Source organism: Sanguibacteroides justesenii (assembly GCF_003204205.1).
Lineage (GTDB): Bacteria > Bacteroidota > Bacteroidia > Bacteroidales > Marinifilaceae > Gabonibacter > Gabonibacter massiliensis.
Genome location: NZ_QJPL01000001.1, coordinates 407,722 through 429,238 on the forward strand (window position 1 = coordinate 407,722; position 21,517 = coordinate 429,238).

The following is a 21,517-nucleotide window of genomic DNA, read 5'->3' on the forward strand; positions in this document are numbered from 1 at the left end:
TATTTATATGATTCCCGTAAAGCTGACATTGGAAGGAATTTATTCGTACCGGGAGCGGCAAACGATTGATTTTACCCGACTGACCGGGGCTAAACTGTTCGGTATATTCGGGCCGGTAGGAAGCGGTAAGTCGACTATATTGGAAGCGATGATATATGTCTTATACGGAACTATCGATCGTTTGAATACGGAGGTGAAGTACAATCTGATGAATTTGCAGGCCGATCGGCTTTTCGTGGATTTTGAGTTTGTTGCGGGAAGGGAAGGGAGAAGATACCGGGCTTCCGTGGAGAGTAAACGTAACCGGAAGAATTTTACGGATGTTTCTTCTCCGAAGTTCAATTACTATTTTGAAGAGAAAGGAGAGTGGCACCCGTTTACCCGGGAGGGATTGATCGGAGTCATCGGGTTGACCGTGCAGAATTTTAAACGGGTCGTGATTATTCCGCAAGGAAAGTTTCAGGATTTCCTGATGTTGCGGGACAAGGAGCGAACGGAGATGATGATGGAACTTTTCGGAGATCTGCGTCAATACGATCTTTCAGAAAGCGTGACGACATTAGAGACCGAAACCCGGCAACAAGTGACTGATTTTCGAGGCCGGATCGTCGGATTGGGAGAGGTCGCCCCGGAAACGATACAAGAAAAACGGGAGAAACGGGAAGAGTTGAAAACGGAGGAGGAACGATTGAAAGAGGAGATACGGGAGATTTTATCCCGGGAAGAGAAGCTGAAAACGACAAAACTGCTTTTGGACGAATTGGCCGTGAAAAAAGAGACGGAGCGGCAGTTGGTTGATATGCAACCGGAAATGGAGCGGTTGCAGGCCGAACTGACGGAATATGAGTTTTGTCTTCAGCATTTTCAACAACCGGTAGGAAACCTGGAAGATCTCCAACATCGTTCGGGAGAGGTGAGATTGGCTTTGGAAAACCTGCGGAAAATCGGGGAAGAGAAAAAAGAGATTTTACTCTCCTTTATGAAAAATTTTGAAGTTCTTCAGGAGAGATACGGGGAAAAAGAGGAGATAAGGAAACGAATGGAGCGTGTAGATGCCTTTATTCGTCGCTTGGAAGTAGAAAGAGAATGCCGTGATTTGGAAGGTCGGAAAGCAAAAGGCGAAGAGATAGTCGTAAAGACCCGTCAGGAGATTGAAAAACGACAGGAAGAGTCGAAACGGGAGAAGAAGGAGTTGGAAGAGTTGATACGGGTTATCCCCGATATGAGGGTTTTGTCAGATATCCGGGAGTGGTTTACCGTTCGTCAACACTTGTTGACGGGTCGGGAAAAAGACGGGAAAGAAAAAAAGAAAATCGAAAATGAGAAAGAGGAACTTATCGGGGAGTATATCGCGTTGCGGAAAAAGTATACGGTTATACAACATTTGGAGAAGGTAGAAGGAGAAGTATGGTTAAAGGCATGCAGGGAACAGACGGAGTCGGTTGCCGAGCGGTTGAAGTTTTTGCGAAAAGAGGCGTTGCGTTTGGGAACCCGTGAATGTTTGGCGACTTTTGCCATGGAGTTGTCGGAAGGAACTCCTTGCCCTTTATGCGGTGCATTGTCGCATCCTTATCCTTTGCATGCGGAAGCTGTGGAGGGAGATGTTAAGGAAAATACCGATTTGATCGTACAGTTGGAGAACGAAGAGAAAGAGCTTTCGGTTTTAACTTCCCGTTTGACCTTGCTGAATGAACGTTACCGGGTATGTCGGGAACGGGAAGATCAGCTGGAGGCTGCGATGAAAGAGACAGAAGAGGCAATGAAAAAACATTCGGATCTATTTGGCTGGAAAACCTATTCCCCGGAGTGTCCGGAGAAGGTCGAGGAGGAGATGAAACGGGCGGCGGAGTTGAAAGTCCGGCGGGAAAGGCAGGAGGGCCGGATCGCTCGAACCGGCGAGCAGATTGAGCTTCAACGGGAAAACTTGGAAAAATACAGACTCAGGTTGGATGAGATCGACCGGTTGTTGGTACAGAGAAGAGCGCAGGTGGAGTTATTGGCGGCACAGATCGAAGGACTCGATACGGAAAGATATGAATCCTACGGTTTGGAGCAGTTGAACAAGGTGTTGACGGAAGGAAACAGGGAATTGGAGAAATTGGAAAAGGATTACGCGGGGGCCGTGGAAAAGCGACGGGAAATGGAGTTGGAAAATCGTAAATTGGAAGGAAATATAGAGGAAAAAGAGCGGGAATTTATCCGGTTAAGAAAGGAAGAGGAGAGTGTGAGAAAACAATTGGGTTCCCTTTTAAAGGGTACGGATTATTCCGGTATAGAACCCGTGAAAGAGGTATTAAAGAAAAAGATACATATTCAAGAATCCCACGAAAAAATAAATCGATATAATCAGCAACTGCATGCGGTAAGGTTACGGAGAATCGAATTGGAAAACTTGTTGAAAGACGTTGTCTATGATGAGGATCAGTACATGACCTTGCAAAAAGAAATTTCCGCAAAACAATTCCGCGAACGGGAGTTGGTAGCGGAATTAGGGGCTTTAGACAATCATATTTCGGATTTGGAGAAGCGCTATGCCTCCCTGCTGGAGATCCGGAAAGAGTTAACCGTTTTGGAAGAGCGTCTTCAGAATCTCCAGCTGTTGAAAGGACTTTTCCGGGGAAACGATTTTGTCAAATTTGTCTCTTCCATTTATTTGCAGAATTTATGTAATGCGGCGAACGAGCGTTTTTTCCGGATGACCCGTCAACGATTGAAATTGGAGTTGAGTGAAGATAACGATTTTCTGGTGCGTGACTTTATGAACGAGGGAAGGACCCGGAGTGCGAGAACTCTTTCCGGCGGGCAAATCTTTCAGGCTTCCCTCTCTTTAGCTTTGGCTTTGACGGATAACATCCGGCATCTGTCGGGGTGCAAGCAGAACTTTTTCTTTTTAGACGAGGGGTTCGGTTCCCTCGACAAAGAGTCGTTGTCTGTCGTCTTCGACACCCTGAAAGCTTTACGGGATGAAAACCGGATCGTGGGCCTTATATCTCACGTGGAGGAGATGCAGCAGGAGGTTCCGGCCTGTATACAGGTGGAAAACACGAGTGAAAGAGGAACTATTGTAACACAAAAATAAATGATTATGAAAATCGGTTTGTTATCGGATACGCACGGGTGGTTAGACCCTAAGATCGTGGAATTTTTTAAAGATTGCGATGAGGTTTGGCATTGCGGGGATATCGGGGATACAGCCGTTACGGACGAGCTCTCCGGGCGTTTTACCTTACGGGCCGTTTACGGTAATATCGACGGAGGGATATTGCGCCGGATGTTTCCTGAAAGACAATTGTTCGATTGTGAAGGAGTGAAGGTGTTGATGACCCATATCGGCGGTTATCCGGGACATTATGAACAAAAGGTAGCCGGAATTATCTACCAGGAACATCCTAAACTGTTCGTATGCGGGCATTCGCACATTGCGAAGGTAAAATATGATAAAAATTTGGATTGTTTGCATATTAATCCGGGAGCGGCTGGAAAATTCGGTTTTCATACGGTACGTACGGCTGTTCGTTTTGTTATTGCAGCCGGAAATATATCCGATCTGGAGTTGATCGAATTGGAGAAATAGTATGATTTAAGACTATATTAATAGAATTAATAGTTTCTCTTCGTTACATTTGCATAATCTTTACGTAGAAGGATGAAAGAGAAATTAAAATAATACAATATGAGAAGAAGTTTATTATCGGCGGTTTTGATTGTGATCGCCTGTTTTAGCTGGGGAAGGGCAGACGCACAACGGGACGAAAGGGCCGTTCGCGAGCAATCCATCAAGTACCAGCGATTGATGCAAATGATTGATGCGGTATACGTGGATACCGTTAACCTGGGCAAATTGACGGAAGATGCTATCATAAAGGTATTGGCGGATCTGGATCCTCATTCCGTCTACATCTCCCGCGAGGAGGTGGAAGAGGCCAATGAACCCCTGGAGGGCGGTTTTTTCGGTATCGGTATACAGTTCAATATCTTGCGCGATACTTTGATGGTGGTGGACGTTGTACCCGGTGGACCTGCCGAAAAGGTGGGCATGATGGCCGGGGATCGTATTGTTGCGATCGATGGACAAAACGTGGCCGGGATGGGATTGACCAACACGGAGGTCCGGAAGAGATTGAAGGGAGAGAAGGGAACCCGTGTGAATGTCGGCGTCTTGAGAGGTAACGAACGTTTTGATTTTAATATTATCCGGGATAAAATACCGATTCATAGTGTGGATGCGGCTTATATGATCGACAAAAACATCGGGTATATAAAAATCGCCCGTTTTGCGGCTACCACGGTTGAAGAGTTCGAGGAAGCCGTGAAAAAGTTGCAGGCTCAGGGAATGAAAGACCTGATCATCGATTTGCAGGGAAACGGCGGGGGATACATGGGGGCGGCCATAGGTATTGCCGATCACTTGCTGGACGGACGTAAACTGATCGTTTATACCGACGGGCAAGCCACGGGACGTATGGATGAGTATTCTACGCCTGCCGGGTTATTCCAAAACGGAAGAGTGGCTGTTTTACTGGATGGGAATTCGGCTTCTGCCAGTGAAATCGTTTCGGGAGCCGTTCAGGATTGGGATCGCGGTTTGATCGTGGGGCGTCGTTCTTTCGGGAAGGGGTTGGTACAACGCCAATTTCCTCTGACAGACGGCTCTATGGTGCGTTTGACCGTGTCTCATTACTATACACCTTCCGGCCGCTGTATCCAAAAACCTTATAAAGGAAAAGATTACCGGGCCGAGTTGTACGAACGTTACAATAGCGGAGAGTTGGTCAATGCGGACAGTATTCAGGTGACCGATTCTACTAAGTATTACACGAAAGAGAGACATCGTTTGGTATACGGTGGCGGTGGAATCATTCCCGATCTATTCGTCCCGATCGATACGGGAATCAACTACTCCTATTTCAACCACTTGATTGCCAAAAATGTGATTAACGATTTTATTTTGAACTACGTGGATAAAAACCGGGCGAGTTTGAAAAAACAGTATCCTCAGTTTGAAGATTTCCGGAAAGACTTCCGCGTGACCGAGGCGATGATCAACGAGATCGTGGCTAACGGAGAGAAACAGGGAGTAAAGAAAGACCAGAAATTACTCACCCCCGTTATTCCGGAGATGAAGCAATTTATTAAAGCTTTGATAGCCCGCGATCTCTGGGACATGAATGAGCTCTACATGATCACCAACGAGGACAATAAGGCACTGAATGCGGCTGTTAAAGCTCTGCACGATGGTACATACGATAAATTGATGAAATGATTTCGATCGACGAAACGAAAGTCCGTGATACCCTTAGGCTGTCACGGACTTTTTTTATAGACCGGAAACTCGTTAAAAACGTAACTTTTGGCCGGATAAACCGGTATGAATGGATATACGGGAAGCTGATAAAACAGAAGAGAGATGACGAAAATACAATTGAAAAGAGTGTATGACGATCCGGAAAAAACAGACGGAGTACGGGTCTTTGTGGATCGTTTATGGCCGAGAGGTATGAAAAAAGGAGACTTTCACTACGATATCTGGGCCAAAGAGATCACCCCGTCGCCCGACCTTCGCAAATGGTTTCATGTCGATCCTGAAAACCGATGGAATGATTTTGCCTCTACATACGGGAAGGAACTGGAACATTCCGATGCGGCCCGCCAATTTGTCGAGGCTATCAAATCCTATTCCGTCGTCACCCTTTTGTATGCTTCTCGGAACAAAGAACACAATCACGCTGAAGTTCTAAAATCCTTCCTCGAAAAGGAGCTGTCAAAATCATAAATTTTACCATTCATTTAATTTTAAATTGTAAATTTAAATTAGGTGAATGCTGAGATTAGGCGATTTTATGATTCAATCCCTAAATCTCCAAATCCTCAATCTTTACGTTGCTGGAATCTTTATTTTTGTTGTTAAATATCGAAGAGATTGGAACGAATGTCTAATATTTCTCTATTTTTGAGGCTGGAAACGAAGTAAAATTATCGTGTGTCAAACTAAAGTCAATTGAAAAATGGAGAAAAGAAATTTATGGGGAATGCTTTTGTTATTCCTGAGTGTGTGTAGTTTTGTAAGTTGTAGTGATGATGATAAAACGATTGTTGAGCCGGAGGGTACGATTACGTTAAATATGCTCAATGAAGATAACGGAAAGGTTATGCTCGGTCAATCCGGTGTCTACTTAAATAAATCGAATAACCTTACCGGAAGAGGGGTTTGGATATCCGATTTAGGAAGAATGCCCAATTTAGGCCATGTAAGCGATATAAAAGTATTGGCTACTGCCACGGAAATCGCAGCCACGGTTAGTCATGGCTACTTGATCTATTCTCAGGATATGATAATGGAATTTCCTTCGGGAAATAAAGCCTTCAGGGTAAAAGATACCTATTATAAAATGTACATCGAATCGGCTATGGAAGATAACACGGGAATAAAAGTGAAATACCTTCCCGTAACATTATCCAATGATGTTTTGCCAGAACCCGGAACGGATATCGGTTCTTTCGTTTATAATTACCGGTTGCAAATCGACATTACCCGCTTAAAGGATATCGAGTATATCATCCCGGATAATGAAGAATATTTCGATTGTAGCATTTATGAAGAAGAGGAACAAGGAAAGGTCGTAAAATATCTGACTATAAATCAGATAAGAAATTATAGTTATCATAGAACCTTGTATTTGTACCTGCGAACGGGCAATACATTTACTTATTTGACTTTCACGGCCCAGTAAGTAATGCAATAAATTAAGAAGCCCCGGTAATTCAATGCCGGGGCTTTTTAATTATATGCCGATCGATGCATGATTGACTTCAAAATAAATTTCGATCCTTATATTTCCCTATAAATAAAAAACACAATTGTGTTAAAATCTTTCTTGGGTAAATATTTGGCTAAAATAATGACGGTTTGTTTGTATGTTTAATGTCGTGTAAAGATAGTATAAATACTATCTGATGATCTTGTATTGTATAGTAAATAGTATACTTCATGCTGATTTGGTTTATGTAAAAGGAATATTACTATTTTATTTTAAAAAATTATGTAATTTTTTTGATATTGTCGATATAGTAATTATATTCAAGGGCGAAATAAGTTTGCTATTTAATATGTGAAAATTCGGATGTATTTAAATAAATATGAATGGATAGTGTAGTGTATTATCTGGTGATAGTTTTGTCGGCGATCGTAAAAGATTAACTGAATTTGTGGAAAGAGTTTTGCAAAATATAATTAAAGCTATATGAATCAGCAAATAGAAAATGTAAATTATAGATGGTTGACAGAGCCGACGGGTGATCCTTTTGTCGATGCGGGGGGATATGCCTTGGAGGAGTTTGCCAAAAGATATCCGGATAAGGATATTTTGGAATTGATAGAAGAGGTATCTAAGATTTATGTTAATCGGTGGGATGCCAATATATATAATTTTTTCTTGAATTCTAAGATTACTCAATCTGCTTTTAAAGGGGGGCGGAAAATAGAAGAGACAATGAAGTACTTTCGGGAATTGATAGAAGGAAAGGGGGCTATAGGAAAAGGAATTTGTCGAATAACCGGACAAAAAACAGAATTATTCCCAGCTGGTCGGAATAATTCCATTTTATCCGGTTCGGGAACATTTGTCAATTTTCATAATACGTTCGAAGCTGGAATTATGGTATCCAAGGAAGTATTGATTCGTAATCATTTTGTTCCTTTGGCTTGCATGTCATTGCAGGGACGAATAGCTTTGATTCATAGTAATGATAATAAATTGACCGCATTTTTCGCTGCTACTAATTGCAGCGAAAATTTGCATGCATTGGCAATTAATGTTTCGGAAGGAATTTTAAAGTCCAAATACCGGGCTCCGACAACGGCACTTTTTCGCTTTATTGATAAGGTATTTGGAGATAGTGAACGAGAATATGAAATTAGGAATTATTCTTTGCTCCTTTATCATTTTACTAATTTCAGTACTAGTCCGGATGTAAAAATATACACGCTCCCTGCAACTTTGTTCCGTTTTTATGCTTTTACCCAAAGAGGAGAATATAAAGAAGATTGGAATCGATTTGTTGAAGCGTATTATCGGAATTCGGAGTATAAAGGAGCGAAATACAACGAGAGTACCCGGAATTTTGATTTTGAAAAAAAGGATAAAATAGAAAATATAAACTGCGTTGAGTATCAAACGTGGTTTAACCGGATTTACGAGTGTCTGTTAAACGAAGAATCTATTTTACCTTATATCAGAAATTGGAGTGAAAAACACGATTTTAATATAGAGATCGTAAAAAAATACCTAACCTTAATTAGAAATATGAAACAAGAAGCACAGAAAAAATTATTGCAATTAGCCGATTTTGTGATAGAAATTGAAGGGAAAGATCGGATAGGTAAGTGTATTCAACAAATTAAGAATGCCAAAACGTCTTCGGCTTTAAGTCGTTTTTTAATAAATAAAGTCCTCCCTAAGAATATGGAATTAAAAAATCCGCCGATTATCACCGTGGAAGAATATTGTCTCTATCTTTTTCCGGAAGATGTATATTGGAGAGACGTAAGGGATGTTTTCTTGATTGCTATTTATCAAAGATTACATGAAAAAGGCATTTATCTGAATGCAGAAGATATTGATGATGACGATAATATAAACGAATAAACATGCGACTATGAAAAATTTAAAAACACAGGGTTTTGTCCTTTTGGATGTGGATGTGGTAGCATTGAATAATGCCGGGAAAAGTACTTCGACTTTAAATGATAACGGTGTTGCCACGAAAACGATCATAAAAAATGGTAGAACATACGTCTATGTTTCCGGACAAGCTTGGAGATATTGGTGGCGCGAAGCGTTACAAAAAAATTGCGGATGGGTATTATCTCCGGTAATTCGCGATTCTAAAGTTGCTTACACGAATGCGGATCCTATTACGTATCCTGACGACGATGTGTTCGGGTATATGCGTGCCGCAACGGAGATAGTGAAGGACAATAAGGGAAAAGAGAAAAAAGAAAATATCACGGTAACACGTGTTTCGCCTTTGAGAAATTCTGCTATTGTATCTGTCGCATCTGTCTCTTTAGCCGAAAATTGGTCGAGTATGGCCCGTCAGGAAGGCGATTCCGTACCCTATACGAAACAGGAATATAGTGCCGTGATGAAAGGAATGTTTAGTCTGGATTTAAGTATGATCGGAACTTTTTCCAATTATAATAAAACCGGCTATATGAATCTGTCCGATACATTGAAGAAAGAAGCGATAGAGAAGGGTGGAGTAGAAATAGAAGATCCTTTTATCCGTAATCAAAAACTGATTCGATTGAAGGGTTCGGAAAGAATCCGCCGTGCTGTCGATACGATAAAGGCATTGAAACATATTTCGGGAGGTGCAATGCAAACGGATAATATGGGAGACGTAACTCCAAAGTTTATCATCTTGGCAACCACGAATACGGGCAATCATCCTTTTTCTCACGTGGCTTCTACGACTGGAATTCGAGATGGCATTGCGAGGTTAAATGTAAATGGTATAGAAGAGGTTATTAAAGATTATCGGGAGACTATTATAGGAAAAGTATATATAGGAAAGCGAGGCGGTTTTTGGGATGATGAAAATGAAAGTTTAAATGTTTTAGCCGAAAAACATAAAGATTTGATTGTTTTGGGAACAGTAAATGAGGTGATTGATGCTTATTGTGAACAAATAAAAAAACAATTGGAGGAATGAAATTATACCGAATCAAGATTAGTTCATGGACAGCGAGTTTCAGATATCCGAATATTCTTTCAGGGTATCAGCCGACGCTTGAAGTCCCGCCTGTAAGTACTGTGTTGGGCTTGATGAATGCTTGTGCTGGAGAATATTTGAATCATGAAAAATTGGAGATAGGATATTATTTTGAATATGGAGCTAAAGAAGTAGATTTAGAAACGATCTACCAGATCGAGAGAACGGACAAAGGAACGCCTAAAAATGAAGTAAAATCTAATGTTATAAAGCGGGAATTCTTGTTTGATTGTCGGTTGTATGTTTATTTAAGTGATGTTGCGTTAGTGACGTACTTTAAACAGCCCTATTTTCCTTTGGTATTGGGAAGAAGTAGCGATTTGGCCAGCGTAGAATTGATCGAGGAGATTGAATTGCAAGAAATTGTTGGTGCTGAACATATAAAAGGGCAGCTTGTCCCTTTTAAAGGGAATTTTTTACCGGGAGTAATACAGGTATTATCTAATTATTTTACCGACGAGATTCCGCGTAGAAATATAGGTCCGGAGCCCTATTCTGTCATTTCATGTTTCGGAAAAACCGGAAAAACAAACATAAAAGCATATAGGGATGTCATAGATAATTCTCCGGTAGATATCTATCTTCATCAGCTTATTTTTGAAAAATGAATATAGATACTAATTTTCAGGTTCTGGCAAAATCAGAACCTGAAATTACTTTAAAGCAACATATTGAAGATTGTTTGAATATTTATCGGCAATTGCGGTTTTGTTTTCCTAATTTGCCCGTATCGGACAGAGATCATTTTTGGAAACAACTGTATAGAGCTGTCGTTATGCACGATCTTGGCAAAGCTCACCCTGAGTTTCAGCGTTTGTTGCGAAAAATAAAGAAACACGAATGGCATCAACAAAGACACGAGTTGTTTTCTCTGTATTTTTTGTATGCTCTTAAAATAACAGAAGAGGAGAGAAAAGCATTGTCCTACGCTGTTGCGGGACATCATAAACAATTGAACGAGTTATTCGATTTTATCAGTAAGAATTATAAGACGGAAAACGAGAATGAACTGTTGGAAGAGTACGTAGACGGATTAGTCGAGTTCATGCAGGAGTGTGCTAAAATCGATTATGCTATCGTCAAAGAACTTGTAGTTACCTATATAGGGACATGGAACGATGAAGTAGAAAATTTTGATATCAGTAACTGTATTCGTCGTTTAATGCGAGAGAGCCCCAATATCATAGATTCGGCATTTATGGACAGGTTATTATTGGTCGGGGGAATGAAGCAATGTGATCATATGGCTTCTGCAGGAATGCAAACTTTAGCACAATTAAAAACAGAAGATTTTGATTTTTTATTTCGTTATCCTTTATATTTCCACCAACAGATGGCCTTCCAAACTATTGGTAACGTGATCACGAATGCCCCGACCGGATCCGGAAAAACGGAAACAGCTTTGTTGTGGTTACGAAAACAAATGGAAGAAAGAGGACAAGGACGGGTATTTTATATTTTGCCATTTACGGCTTCGATTAATGCCATGTACGAGCGGTTAGATAAAGAGCTGAGTAAGGATGAAAAAAAGGTTGGGATGTTGCATGGTAAATTAGCTCAGTACTTGGAGTATCGGATGTCAGAGGAAGATGATGTATTATCTGGGGAAGAAAGGAAACAGTTATTGGAGGATTTCAAGTCTTTACAAATGCCTTTAAAAATTGTGACTCCGTTTCAATTATTAAAGCATCTATTTGGATTAAAAAGCTTTGAAAAAGGGATGTTTGAATGGAGTGGCTGTTATTTGATTTTTGATGAAATCCATGCTTATGATCCACGTATCTTTGCTCAAATTATCGTATTATTGAAATTTATGCTTCGTTATATGAACGCAAGGGTACTTATCATGACGGCTACATTGCCTCAATTCATGTGTAAGGAGTTGGAGCAGGTACTGGGAGATTATACCCATATACAAGCTTCGACAGATTTGTATGAGAAATTTACACGGCATCGAATTCACGTACGAAAAGGAAAATTGGAAGATGCGTTGGATGAAATACAGGGAAGATTGGATAAAGACAGGAAGGTATTAGTTGTTTGTAATACTATAGCTGAATCTCAAAAAATATATCATGCTTTGGATGCCCAAAAGAAAGTATTATTACATGGATCGTTTAATGCAGAAGATCGTTTTGCAAAAGAGAAAATTTTAAAAGATCGTGATGTAAAGCTTTTAGTCGGGACGCAGGCTATAGAAGTAAGTTTAGATATCGATTATGATTGTATTTATACAGAACCAGCTCCTTTAGATGCCTTGATTCAGAGATTTGGACGGGTTAACCGGAAACGGGAAAAAGATTTATGTGATTGCTGTGTTTTTGAAGAGAGAAATGAGACTGATAAATATATTTATCGGGATGAAATCGTAATTTTTAAAACGTTGGAAGTTTTGATGAGAATAGAGCGAAAAGGGGGAGTAATCAAAGAGACTTATTTACAGGATGCTATTAATTTTGTTTATCCTGATTGGAATAAAGAAGCCAAAGAAGAATACGAACAGACTGTGAATTTATTAGAATATGCGGTGTTTCATGAACTGTCTCCTTTAAAATATTCTTCTGAACGAGAGGAGCAATTTCATGAACAATTTACTGGAGTACAAGTATTACCAGTTGCTTTAAGAAGAGCGTATCAGGAGTATTTGGAGGCGAATCAATTCGTGAAAGCCGAGGGATTATTAGTGAATCTAAACGAGAGAAGTTTTGTCGGTTTATTAAAAAAGCAACAAGCATACGGTGAAAGATTTGTGTTTACATCTGGTCTAACGGGAAAAATGTATGATAAATATACCTATTTGATAAATAGGAAATATTCTAAAGAATTAGGATTGTTGAAAAATGAGATAGAGCAAGACGAAATAGACTGTTTTTTGTAAGAGAAAAACGATCAATTAGTGTTAAAACGAATATTTATGTATATAACAGCTACTCACGTCAACTATTATTATATTTGCTTGAGAAAACTTTGGCTTTTTGCAAATGGGATAAATATGGAACATACTTCGGATATCGTTACTGAAGGTAAATTAGTACATGAAACCTCCTATTCAAATAGAGCTGCTCGTTACGATGAGGTTCGCATTGGAGGTTCGGTTATTGATTTTTATGATCCTCGTGATAGAGTTATTCATGAAATAAAAAAATCTTCGGCAAAAGAAGAAGCCCATATCTGGCAGGTAAAGTATTACATCAATCTTTTTGAGAAAGAAGGGATCGAAGGGGTTATTGGCCTGTTGGAATATCCATTGCTGCGGGAAACGTTGAGGGTTGAATTGGAAGAGGGCGACCGGGAAAGATTGCGGGAAATAGAAGTGGAGATTCTTAAAATAATAGAATCGGAAAATTGTCCGGAAAGAATACCTAAACGTAAATGTGGCTCATGTTCATATTATGAGTTTTGTTATGCCGGAGAAGAAGAAATATAAGATAAGCTGTTAGATTATAATGGAAAAAGAAGATACATGAAAAGAACATATTATTTGTTTAATCCGGGACGCTTGATTCGAAAGGACAATACGTTAAAATTTACGCCTGTAGATGAGGAGGGGAGAGAAGGGCAATCTCGTTATATCCCTGTCGAAACAGTCGATAATTTATTTGTATTCGGTAGTTTGGATGCCAATAGTGCCATGTATAATTTTTTGGGTAAGAATCAAATAGCTGTTCATTTTTTTGATTATTATGAACACTATACCGGTTCTTTTATGCCTAAAGATTATTTGTTATCCGGTAGGATGCAAATTGCACAGATGAAACATTATATTCGTAAAGATAAACGAATGGCCATTGCCCGGCGATTTATTCAGGGAGCGGCTTTTAATATGTTGAAAAATCTGAAATATTATAACAATCGAGCCAAAGATACTTTGTCACAAATAAACAGGATCGAAAATTATATTCCTTTAATTGAAACTGCAATAGAAATACCTGAATTAATGGGAATCGAAGGTAATATCCGACAAACTTATTATGAGGCTTTCGATATTATTATCGATGGCTTCGTTATGGGTAACAGGAGTAAGATGCCTCCTTCGAATGAAGTGAACGCTATGATTTCTTTTGCTAATAGTATGTGTTATTCTGTTTGCCTGGATGCTATTTATCATACGCAGTTGAATCCAACAATTAGTTTTTTGCATGAGCCGGGAGAAAGGCGTTATTCGTTAGCATTGGATTTGGCAGAGATTTTTAAACCTATATTGGCCGATCGGTTGATTTTTTCGATGTTTAATCGTAAACAAATTCAGAAATCTGATTTTGATCAGAAATTAAATGGTTGTCTTTTAAAGCCTTCCTCTATGAAAAAAGTTTCTCAAGAATGGGAAAACAAAGTAAAAGAGACGATTAAACATAAAATGTTGGGTCGACATGTAAGCTATAAACACCTGATCAAGTTAGAGTGTTATAAATTGACAAAGCATTTATTGAATATAGAAGAGTATAAACCTTTAAAAATGTGGTGGTAAATGTATGTGATATTGGTTTACGACGTGGATCAAAAGCGAACCTCTAAGATGTTGAAATTATGTCGTCGCTATCTTTCTTGGATTCAGAATAGTGTCTTTGAAGGAGAAATATCCGAAGTGCAGTTGAAACAATTAAATGCAGAAGCTAAAAATCTTATGGAGGATAAAGATAGTTTGATTATCTTCAAAAGTCGGGATGAAAAATGGCTACAAAAGGAGATCATCGGGGATGAAAAAGCCAGCATTTCTAATTTTTTATGAAGTCGACCTCTTGTTTTAACGATTAAAAAGAGGGTTCCGTAAATGCATATTAACATAAAACGCTCTTTGAAATATTGATAATAAACGAATTAGATAAAGTCGTCGACCTCCCGGTAAAATCTACGAATTAGAGGTCGACTGAAAAATATCTCAAAGAACGGTCTATCGACAAAGTATAACTATTTGATTCTTTGTCGATTTTGTTTAAATTTATAACGACTATTAATTGAACTAAAGTAGAATTTAAATAGCAATAGCACAAAGATGAGAAATCATACCAAGCGTCTATTAATTGAACTAAAGTAGAATTTAAATTTGTTCAAAACGAAAATGATCCTGATAAATCTTTTGACTATTAATTGAACTAAAGTAGAATTTAAATATCAGAGGAAAATTCGGCAAAAAGATCACCAGTACCTATTAATTGAACTAAAGTAGAATTTAAATGACTTTGTCAGAGAATAATCGTTGAATAGCGGCCCACTATTAATTGAACTAAAGTAGAATTTAAATGAGGTCAGATAATTGCGGCATTTTATCCCCCCTTTTCTATTAATTGAACTAAAGTAGAATTTAAATATCAAAATACTCTCTAATACGAGTAAAGGCAGGAGTCTATTAATTGAACTAAAGTAGAATTTAAATCACGATATTCAAGAGGCAAACTTCTTAATCGAAACACTATTAATTGAACTAAAGTAGAATTTAAATAAGCGAAGATATATAGCATCCAAGATTCTCGGCGAGCTATTAATTGAACTAAAGTAGAATTGAGATTTTTTATTTTATACCCTTTGGGGTGTAAAGAAGTTTTAGATTAATAATTTTATACCCCATGAGGTATAATATGAATATAATTGCTATATTTGTACCTAAACGGGTATAATATGAAAAACCAAACTATAGCGGGATATGTAAAGCAAATGCGTAAAGAGACAGGGCTTACGCAAGTGGATTTATCTGAGAAAGCAGGTGTCGGTCTGCGCTTTGTTCGTGAGTTGGAACAAGGAAAAGAAACACTTCGATTAGATAAAGTAAATCAGGTTCTTATTTTGTTCGGAAGTGAAGTAGGTGTTGTACCGGCCAAAAGAGATAAGTTATGAAAAAAGCTGAGATCTATGTTGGCAATCAATTAGCCGGGATTTTGATTGAAGATGAGAATGGGTTCACATTCACTTATATGGATGAATATGTCTCGGAACATGATTCACAACCTGTTAGTTTAACTCTTCCTATTGTCTCGACACCTTATAGGAGTTCTGTACTATTTCCATTTTTTGACGGATTAATTCCTGAAGGTTGGTTATTAGCTATCGCAGAAGAGAGTTGGAAAATTAATAGCCGTGACCGCATGGCACTTCTTTTGGCTTGCTGTAAGGATTGTATCGGAAATGTGAGTGTTGTCGCTAAAAGAGAGGAGGGTAATTAATGAAGAGATGTTTATACTGTTATCGGGAGTTGGATAACCAAATGATGGATTATCATTCTCAATGTTCTAAAAAAATATATGGTTCCAAAGAACCTCCTATTCTTCCTTATAACAAGAAAGATTTAGTGAAACTTGCTAAAAAGGTCGTGAGGAGTCAAACTACACTTACGGGAGTACAGCCTAAACTCTCTTTAAATATTGAAAAAGCAGAAGGAGTTTCTAAAAGGTTTACTATCGTCGGCTTATGGGGATGCTATATCTTGAAGCCACAGAGTCGATATTATAAACAATTGCCAGAGTTAGAGGATTTAACAATGCATTTAGCAGAAATTGCTAAAATTAGAGTCGTTCCTCATTCTTTGATCCGTTTTGAAGATGGGGAATTATGTTATATTACAAAACGTATTGACCGGAATGCAAGAGGGCAGAAGTATGCGATGGAAGATATGTGTCAGCTAACGGAAAAGCTTACTGAATATAAATATAAGGGTTCGTATGAGCAGATAGCTAAATGTATTCTCAAGTATTCCGCTACGCCTAAATTAGATGTGATTAACTTTTGGGAGGAAGTGCTTTTTGCGTGGATAACGGGAAATTCGGATATGCATTTGAAAAACTTTTCTTTATATAGCATAAAGCCTTATAATTACGTGCTGACACCAGCTTATGATCTATTGCCTACTAAGTTGGTGCTTCCTTTGGATTCCGAAGAATTAGCGTTAACTCTCAATGGAAAAAAGAGAAAAATAGGTAAATCTGATTTTGTAATGGCTATGAAATTAACAGGATTGGAAAATAAAATCATTGGGAATATTTTTAAGAAGTTTGAAAAGGTTCTATCCAAATGGCTCGAATTTATTGATATTTCTTTTTTAGAGGAAAAAACGAAAGAAGAATTTAAAGAGCTCATTAAAAATAATTTTGAGTTAATGAAGGAATAAATATATAGATAATTGGATAGAGGTTTGAACAATTAAATATAGAGGCTAAAAATCTTATGGATGATAAAGATAGTTTAATCGTCTTTAAAAGCCGGGATGAAAAATGGCTACAGAAAGAGATCATCGGGGATGAAAGAGCCAGCATTTCTAATTTTTTATGAAGTCGACCTTTTGATATAATGGTGAAAAAGATACACTCGAGAATAAAGAACGAAGCCTAAAGTTCTTTGACATATTGATAATAAGTAGATTAGGTGAAGTCGTCGACCTCCCGGTAAAATCAACGAATTGGAGGTCGACTGAAAAATACCTCAGAAAATAAGATACTGACAAAGTATAACTATTTGATTCTTTGTCTGTTTTAATTAATTTTATAACGGCTATTAATTGAACTAAAGTAGAATTGAAATAGCTTTAACCTCAGAAGGAGCCTGAAGGTAACGAGCTATTAATTGAACTAAAGTAGAATTGAAATTTTAAACTCGAATAGGCAAGAGCGGGGGAGAGACCTGCTATTAATTGAACTAAAGTAGAATTGAAATTTCCAGGTCTGAATTTGTTATAAGTACTTTATCTTTACTATTAATTGAACTAAAGTAGAATTGAAATTATAGTTATACATTTTTCTTTAATGTAGTTCGATATCTATTAATTGAACTAAAGTAGAATTGAAATCATTGAGGGGTTGTTATAATTAATAAGGTGTGTTTTACTATTGATTGAACAAGGGATTGGTGAATTCGATGATTAGGCAATTGGTGATAGAAAAATAAGACTGATTCGTCGAGGAAGGGGAGAGCGTAAGGGGAGGAGATGCTTTATCGTTTATTTATGTACCTTTGCGCCGGTAAAAACAAGACCTGATTTTAATGACGAAATCCATTGATTTGACGGTAGGACCTATCAGCCGGACGATGCTTTTGTTTGCGGTTCCCATGATAGTAGGAAATCTGTTACAGCAGTTTTATAATGTGGCTGACACGTTGATTGTTGGACGATACTTGGGTGCGGATGCGTTAGCTGCAGTCGGTTCGGCTTATACGCTGATGATTTTTCTTACTTCTGTGCTTCTCGGTTTATGCATGGGGAGTGGGGCTATATTCTCTCTCCGGTATGGAGCAAAAGACGGTGTAGCCTTAAGACGGAGTATTTATGTTTCATTAGTATTGATCAGTTTGGTAACGGTTGTGCTTAATATAGCTGTTTTTACATGGATTGATCAGATTATCGGTGTACTGCAAGTGCCCGAAGAGTTGTATGACCTGATGTATGATTATTTATGGGTTATCTTTTGGGGAATAGGTTTCACTTTTGTTTATAATTTCTATGCATCGCTATTACGTGCGATCGGGAATTCCATCGTTCCTTTATGGTTCTTAGCCATAGCGGTAGTATTAAATATTGTCTTCGATCTCCTGTTTATCCTCGTTTTTGACTGGGGAGTTATGGGAGCCGGTGTTGCCACGGTTATTTCTCAGGCTGTATCGGCTATCGGATTGTGTATTTATGCTGTTCAACGATTTCCGGAACTTAGAATACGACGTACGGATATGCATTTAGATTGGCCTACTATAAGAGAGATTACTTCTTATTCTATGCTGACATGTGCTCAACAATCCGTTATGAATTTTGGTATATTGATGATACAGGGATTAATAAACAGCTTTGGTACTGCTGTAATGGCAGCTTTTGCTGCTGCGGTTAAGATCGATTCGTTTGCTTACATGCCAGTACAGGATTTTGGTAACGCTTTCTCAACTTTTATTGCTCAAAATTTCGGAGCTAAACAGACAGACCGTATTCGCCGTGGGATTCGTAGTGCTATTATGACTACTACCGTTTTTTGTGTTATTATTTCCGTTCTCGTGTTTTTGTTTGCCCGTCCGTTGATGCTGATTTTTGTACGACCAGATGAAACGGAAATCATCTCTATCGGAGTGCAGTATCTTCGTGTAGAGGGGGTATTTTATTGCGGGATAGGTTGTCTTTTCCTGTTGTACGGTTTTTACCGTGCAGTCCGAAAACCGGCGATGTCCGTGGTATTGACGGTCATTTCTCTGGGAACTCGTGTTATTTTGGCTTACGTGTTGGCAAATATTCCGTCTATCGGTGTCGTGGGAATCTGGTGGGCTATTCCTATCGGCTGGTTCTTGGCTGATATAATCGGATTAGCCTATTATCGTAAAACTATAAACGAGTATCGATTGAGAAACGAGATTAATTGATAAATAAAATTCCAATATTAAATGGGTACTTGATTTTGTCCCTCAGGCTGGCCCCGGAGGTGTTGATATTCTGAAAATAGTTGATTGCTAAAACTGTACGGAGTGGAAACACGCGTGTTGAATCGGGTTGTAAAACGTAATATAGGAAACAAAGGGGACGGTTCTCAAAGATTATTTTAAACCCCGAGAATCATCCCTGGTTAACTGTTCCGGCATCTCAACTCGTTCCGATACGATTTCCGGTTATTCGATTTTGTTCTCGATACTATTCATTCTCTCCCTCCTTGAAAGAGCGTACACCTTTCCCGATACCTTTCATGAGTTCGGGAATCTTTTTACCGACGAAAAACAGCAGTACGACCGAAGCGATAACAAGTACCTCTTGCATTCCGAGACCACCGAAATCATAATCTCTTATATGTCCTTACTTTAATTTGTCATATTCTTCGTCCGTCACCGGTTCGAGCCACTCGTTGGAGGTATTTTCTCCGGGTATCTCGAAGGCGAGGTGTGCGAACCAACTGTCGGCTGCCGCACCGTGCCAATGCTTTACGCCGGCGGGAATATGAATGACCGTGCCGGGCAGGATCTTTTGTGCGGGATTACCCTCTTCCTGATACCAGCCGCATCCGGCCATGCCGACGAGCATCTGACCGCCGCCTTTCGTTGCCCGGTGGATGTGCCAGTTGTTACGGCAACGCGGTTCGAATGTCACGTTAGCGAACGGAATCTGCGAATTCGATACACGGGCGAGGTAACTGTTGCCAACGAAATATTCGGCATATGCCGTGTTCGGTTCGCCGATAGGGAAAATCATCTCCTGCTGGAAACGTTCTTTCTCCGTTACCGCATCCTCGTCCGCCCAAACCTCCTTAGCCATGCAGAACCCTGCCCATGCGTTGGGCCAGCCGGCATAAAAGGCTGCTTGTGTCAACAACGCGGCAATCTCACGGCGGGTGATGCCATGTTTTTTGCCCATCTCCAGATGCGAACGGAAAGAGGAATCGATCACTCCTTTGCCGAGGAGGATAGAGATGGTAATCATGCTGTGGTCGTGAAGACTGAGCGTGGAATCGTTCCAGACGGCTTCGCCGAAAAGAACATCGTCATTGAGTGCCGCAAATTTTGGGGCGAACTCACCGAGAACGGTGCGTCCGGCAGTTTGGGTTATTTTATTCTGAGCCATAAGTGTAATGTTGGTAAATGTCGTAAGCATCGCAATGAATATAAAAATTATCTTTTTCATAAAATCAATCTGCTTTTAAAGTCAGTAAAAAATTGACGAACTCCGGATCGTAATGCGAGAAGAAGAGGGTTTTGCCTTCGTCCAAAGCGGCGATTGCCGACATGTCGTCATCGGCGAGCGTGAAATCGAACACTTCCATATTCTGACGCATCCGCTCCATACGGGTGGATTTGGGAATCACGATTACGCCCCGTTGAATCAGATAACGCAGAGCAACCTGTGCGGCGGTTTTACCGTATTCGTTACCGATTTTCATCAGCGTAGGGTCGTGGAACATATTGTTTCGGCCCTCGGCAAAAGGTCCCCACGACATGATTCGAGTTCCGTATTTCTCCATGATTTCCTGAGCCTTGAACTGCTGGTTGAACACATGAGTTTCCACCTGATTGACCATCGGTTTGATTTTCACGTGTTCCGCGAGGTCGATAAAGCGATCGGGATAGAAATTACTCACGCCGATGGCACGTGTTTTTCCGTCGTTATAAGCAGCCTCCATCGCGCGATAGGTTCCGTAATAATCGCCGAACGGTTGGTGGATGAGTAAAAGATCCACGTAATCGGTCTGTAATTTAAGCAGGGATTCGTTAATGGATTTCATCGCTTTTTTTTCGCCGCCATTGGTAATCCATATCTTGGTGGTAAGAAAGATTTCTCCACGGGCGATTCCGCTCTTCCGGATGGCATCGCCTACCTGCTGTTCGTTGAAATAGGCTTGTGCCGTGTCGATCAAGCGATAACCGACACGCAAGGCATCGGTTACGCAACGTTCGCACTCTTCGGGTGTTACCTGGTAAACACCGTAACCAAGTATCGGCATTTCAACGCCATTGTGTAATTTTACTGTTTCCATGTCTTATTGTCGTTATTTATTGATTCTATTCTTTTATAATGAATGCGTTAGGGTTATTTCTCCCCCTTCCGTTCAATAACTCACTTTGCTTATCTGTCGATTTACCAGTTTATCTATTACAAAATTACAGAAGAGTTCTCATTCCGTTGATATCAATTTTACGGATTGAATAACCAATTTCATCGGTCAGTACGAAACAGACTGTCGTGTCGATGAAAAGGATAGGGCAGATTGTTTTGATACATGCCGAATCATCTGAAAGTTTGTTAAACTAAATTGTTTAATTTATTTTCATGTATTTAACTTAAATTGTATGATTTGTG

General features: G+C 39.5%; 20 protein-coding genes and 2 CRISPR repeat arrays. Of the genes, 17 read left to right on the forward strand and 3 right to left on the reverse strand.

From position 1 onward, the window contains the following. Nucleotides 1-7 precede the first annotated feature (7 nt). The 17 genes from DMB45_RS01850 (at nt 8) to DMB45_RS01935 (ending at nt 19,098) form a co-directional block, all read left to right on the forward strand. Entirely contained in the window at nt 8-3,079 is a 3,072-nt protein-coding gene (locus tag DMB45_RS01850; RefSeq protein ID WP_041503754.1) for an AAA family ATPase, read from the forward strand. A 3-nt stretch (nt 3,080-3,082) separates the two neighbouring features. Further along, nucleotides 3,083-3,574 carry a metallophosphoesterase family protein gene (locus tag DMB45_RS01855; RefSeq protein WP_041504060.1) on the forward strand — a complete coding sequence of 164 codons (492 nt, stop codon included), beginning with the start codon at nt 3,083-3,085 and terminating at the stop codon, nt 3,572-3,574. Nucleotides 3,575-3,673: 99 nt separating this feature from the next. Further along, a complete protein-coding gene (locus DMB45_RS01860) occupies nt 3,674-5,263 on the forward strand; it encodes a S41 family peptidase (RefSeq protein WP_041503753.1) in 1,590 nt (529 codons plus the stop codon). Nucleotides 5,264-5,407: 144 nt separating this feature from the next. Next, nucleotides 5,408-5,773, forward strand: coding sequence for a DUF488 domain-containing protein (locus DMB45_RS01870; RefSeq protein WP_041503751.1), 366 nt, complete (start codon nt 5,408-5,410; stop codon nt 5,771-5,773). Nucleotides 5,774-6,005: 232 nt separating this feature from the next. Beyond that, nucleotides 6,006-6,731, forward strand: coding sequence for a DUF5036 family protein (locus tag DMB45_RS01875; RefSeq protein ID WP_052634678.1), 726 nt, complete (start codon nt 6,006-6,008; stop codon nt 6,729-6,731). Nucleotides 6,732-7,241: 510 nt separating this feature from the next. Continuing rightward, nucleotides 7,242-8,645, forward strand: a complete 1,404-nt coding sequence (gene cas8a1 / locus DMB45_RS01880; protein ID WP_041503750.1) for a type I-B CRISPR-associated protein Cas8b1/Cst1 — start codon at nt 7,242-7,244, stop codon at nt 8,643-8,645. Between the two features lie 10 nt (nt 8,646-8,655). Further along, the gene (gene cas7i, locus DMB45_RS01885; protein WP_041503749.1) at nt 8,656-9,714 is read left to right on the forward strand and encodes a type I-B CRISPR-associated protein Cas7/Cst2/DevR; all 1,059 of its coding nucleotides are present in this window, start codon (nt 8,656-8,658) and stop codon (nt 9,712-9,714) included. Further along, nucleotides 9,711-10,382, forward strand: coding sequence for a type I-B CRISPR-associated protein Cas5b (cas5b, locus tag DMB45_RS01890; RefSeq protein ID WP_041503748.1), 672 nt, complete (start codon nt 9,711-9,713; stop codon nt 10,380-10,382). The genes cas7i and cas5b overlap by 4 nt, the downstream gene beginning before the upstream one ends. Further along, nucleotides 10,379-12,652 carry a CRISPR-associated helicase/endonuclease Cas3 gene (locus tag DMB45_RS01895; RefSeq protein ID WP_052634676.1) on the forward strand — a complete coding sequence of 758 codons (2,274 nt, stop codon included), beginning with the start codon at nt 10,379-10,381 and terminating at the stop codon, nt 12,650-12,652. Before cas5b ends, DMB45_RS01895 begins: the two co-directional genes overlap by 4 nt. 36 nt (nt 12,653-12,688) lie before the next feature. Next, complete coding sequence (gene cas4, locus DMB45_RS01900) at nt 12,689-13,201, forward strand: CRISPR-associated protein Cas4 (protein ID WP_041503747.1); 513 nt, start codon at nt 12,689-12,691, stop codon at nt 13,199-13,201. Nucleotides 13,202-13,237: 36 nt separating this feature from the next. Further along, nucleotides 13,238-14,242 carry a type I-B CRISPR-associated endonuclease Cas1b gene (gene cas1b, locus DMB45_RS01905; RefSeq protein WP_041503746.1) on the forward strand — a complete coding sequence of 335 codons (1,005 nt, stop codon included), beginning with the start codon at nt 13,238-13,240 and terminating at the stop codon, nt 14,240-14,242. Then, complete coding sequence (gene cas2 / locus DMB45_RS01910; protein WP_041503745.1) at nt 14,243-14,503, forward strand: CRISPR-associated endonuclease Cas2; 261 nt, start codon at nt 14,243-14,245, stop codon at nt 14,501-14,503. Between the two features lie 219 nt (nt 14,504-14,722). Further along, nucleotides 14,723-15,280: direct repeats of the CRISPR family, unit length 30 nt; unit sequence CTATTAATTGAACTAAAGTAGAATTTAAAT. Nucleotides 15,281-15,390: 110 nt separating this feature from the next. Then, entirely contained in the window at nt 15,391-15,606 is a 216-nt protein-coding gene (locus tag DMB45_RS01915) for a helix-turn-helix transcriptional regulator (RefSeq protein ID WP_041503744.1), read from the forward strand. Further along, a complete protein-coding gene (locus DMB45_RS01920) occupies nt 15,603-15,932 on the forward strand; it encodes a HipA N-terminal domain-containing protein (protein ID WP_041503743.1) in 330 nt (109 codons plus the stop codon). Before DMB45_RS01915 ends, DMB45_RS01920 begins: the two co-directional genes overlap by 4 nt. Beyond that, nucleotides 15,932-16,873: a HipA domain-containing protein gene (locus tag DMB45_RS01925; RefSeq protein ID WP_041503742.1), complete on the forward strand. Its 942-nt coding sequence runs from the start codon at nt 15,932-15,934 to the stop codon at nt 16,871-16,873. The genes DMB45_RS01920 and DMB45_RS01925 overlap by 1 nt, the downstream gene beginning before the upstream one ends. Nucleotides 16,874-16,929: 56 nt before the next feature. Next, nucleotides 16,930-17,034 (forward strand): CRISPR-associated endonuclease Cas2, encoded by a 105-nt coding sequence (locus DMB45_RS01930; protein ID WP_181416477.1) that lies wholly within the window; start codon nt 16,930-16,932, stop codon nt 17,032-17,034. Nucleotides 17,035-17,253: 219 nt separating this feature from the next. After that, a CRISPR array of direct repeats spans nt 17,254-17,548; the repeat unit is 30 nt; unit sequence CTATTAATTGAACTAAAGTAGAATTGAAAT. A gap of 194 nt (nt 17,549-17,742) precedes the next feature. Beyond that, nucleotides 17,743-19,098: an MATE family efflux transporter gene (locus DMB45_RS01935; RefSeq protein WP_041503741.1), complete on the forward strand. Its 1,356-nt coding sequence runs from the start codon at nt 17,743-17,745 to the stop codon at nt 19,096-19,098. A 265-nt stretch (nt 19,099-19,363) separates the two neighbouring features. On the opposite strand, the gene DMB45_RS01940 is transcribed toward DMB45_RS01935, so the two are convergent. The 3 genes from DMB45_RS01940 to DMB45_RS01950 are packed head-to-tail and all read right to left on the reverse strand — an operon-like array spanning nt 19,364 to nt 21,194. Then, entirely contained in the window at nt 19,364-19,486 is a 123-nt protein-coding gene (locus tag DMB45_RS01940) for a twin-arginine translocase TatA/TatE family subunit (protein ID WP_235375079.1), read from the reverse strand. A gap of 36 nt (nt 19,487-19,522) precedes the next feature. After that, nucleotides 19,523-20,344, reverse strand: a complete 822-nt coding sequence (locus DMB45_RS01945; protein WP_082032907.1) for a carboxymuconolactone decarboxylase family protein — start codon at nt 20,342-20,344, stop codon at nt 19,523-19,525. 4 nt (nt 20,345-20,348) lie between these two features. Further along, nucleotides 20,349-21,194: an aldo/keto reductase gene (locus DMB45_RS01950; protein WP_041503740.1), complete on the reverse strand. Its 846-nt coding sequence runs from the start codon at nt 21,192-21,194 to the stop codon at nt 20,349-20,351. Nucleotides 21,195-21,517: the final 323 nt, after the last annotated feature.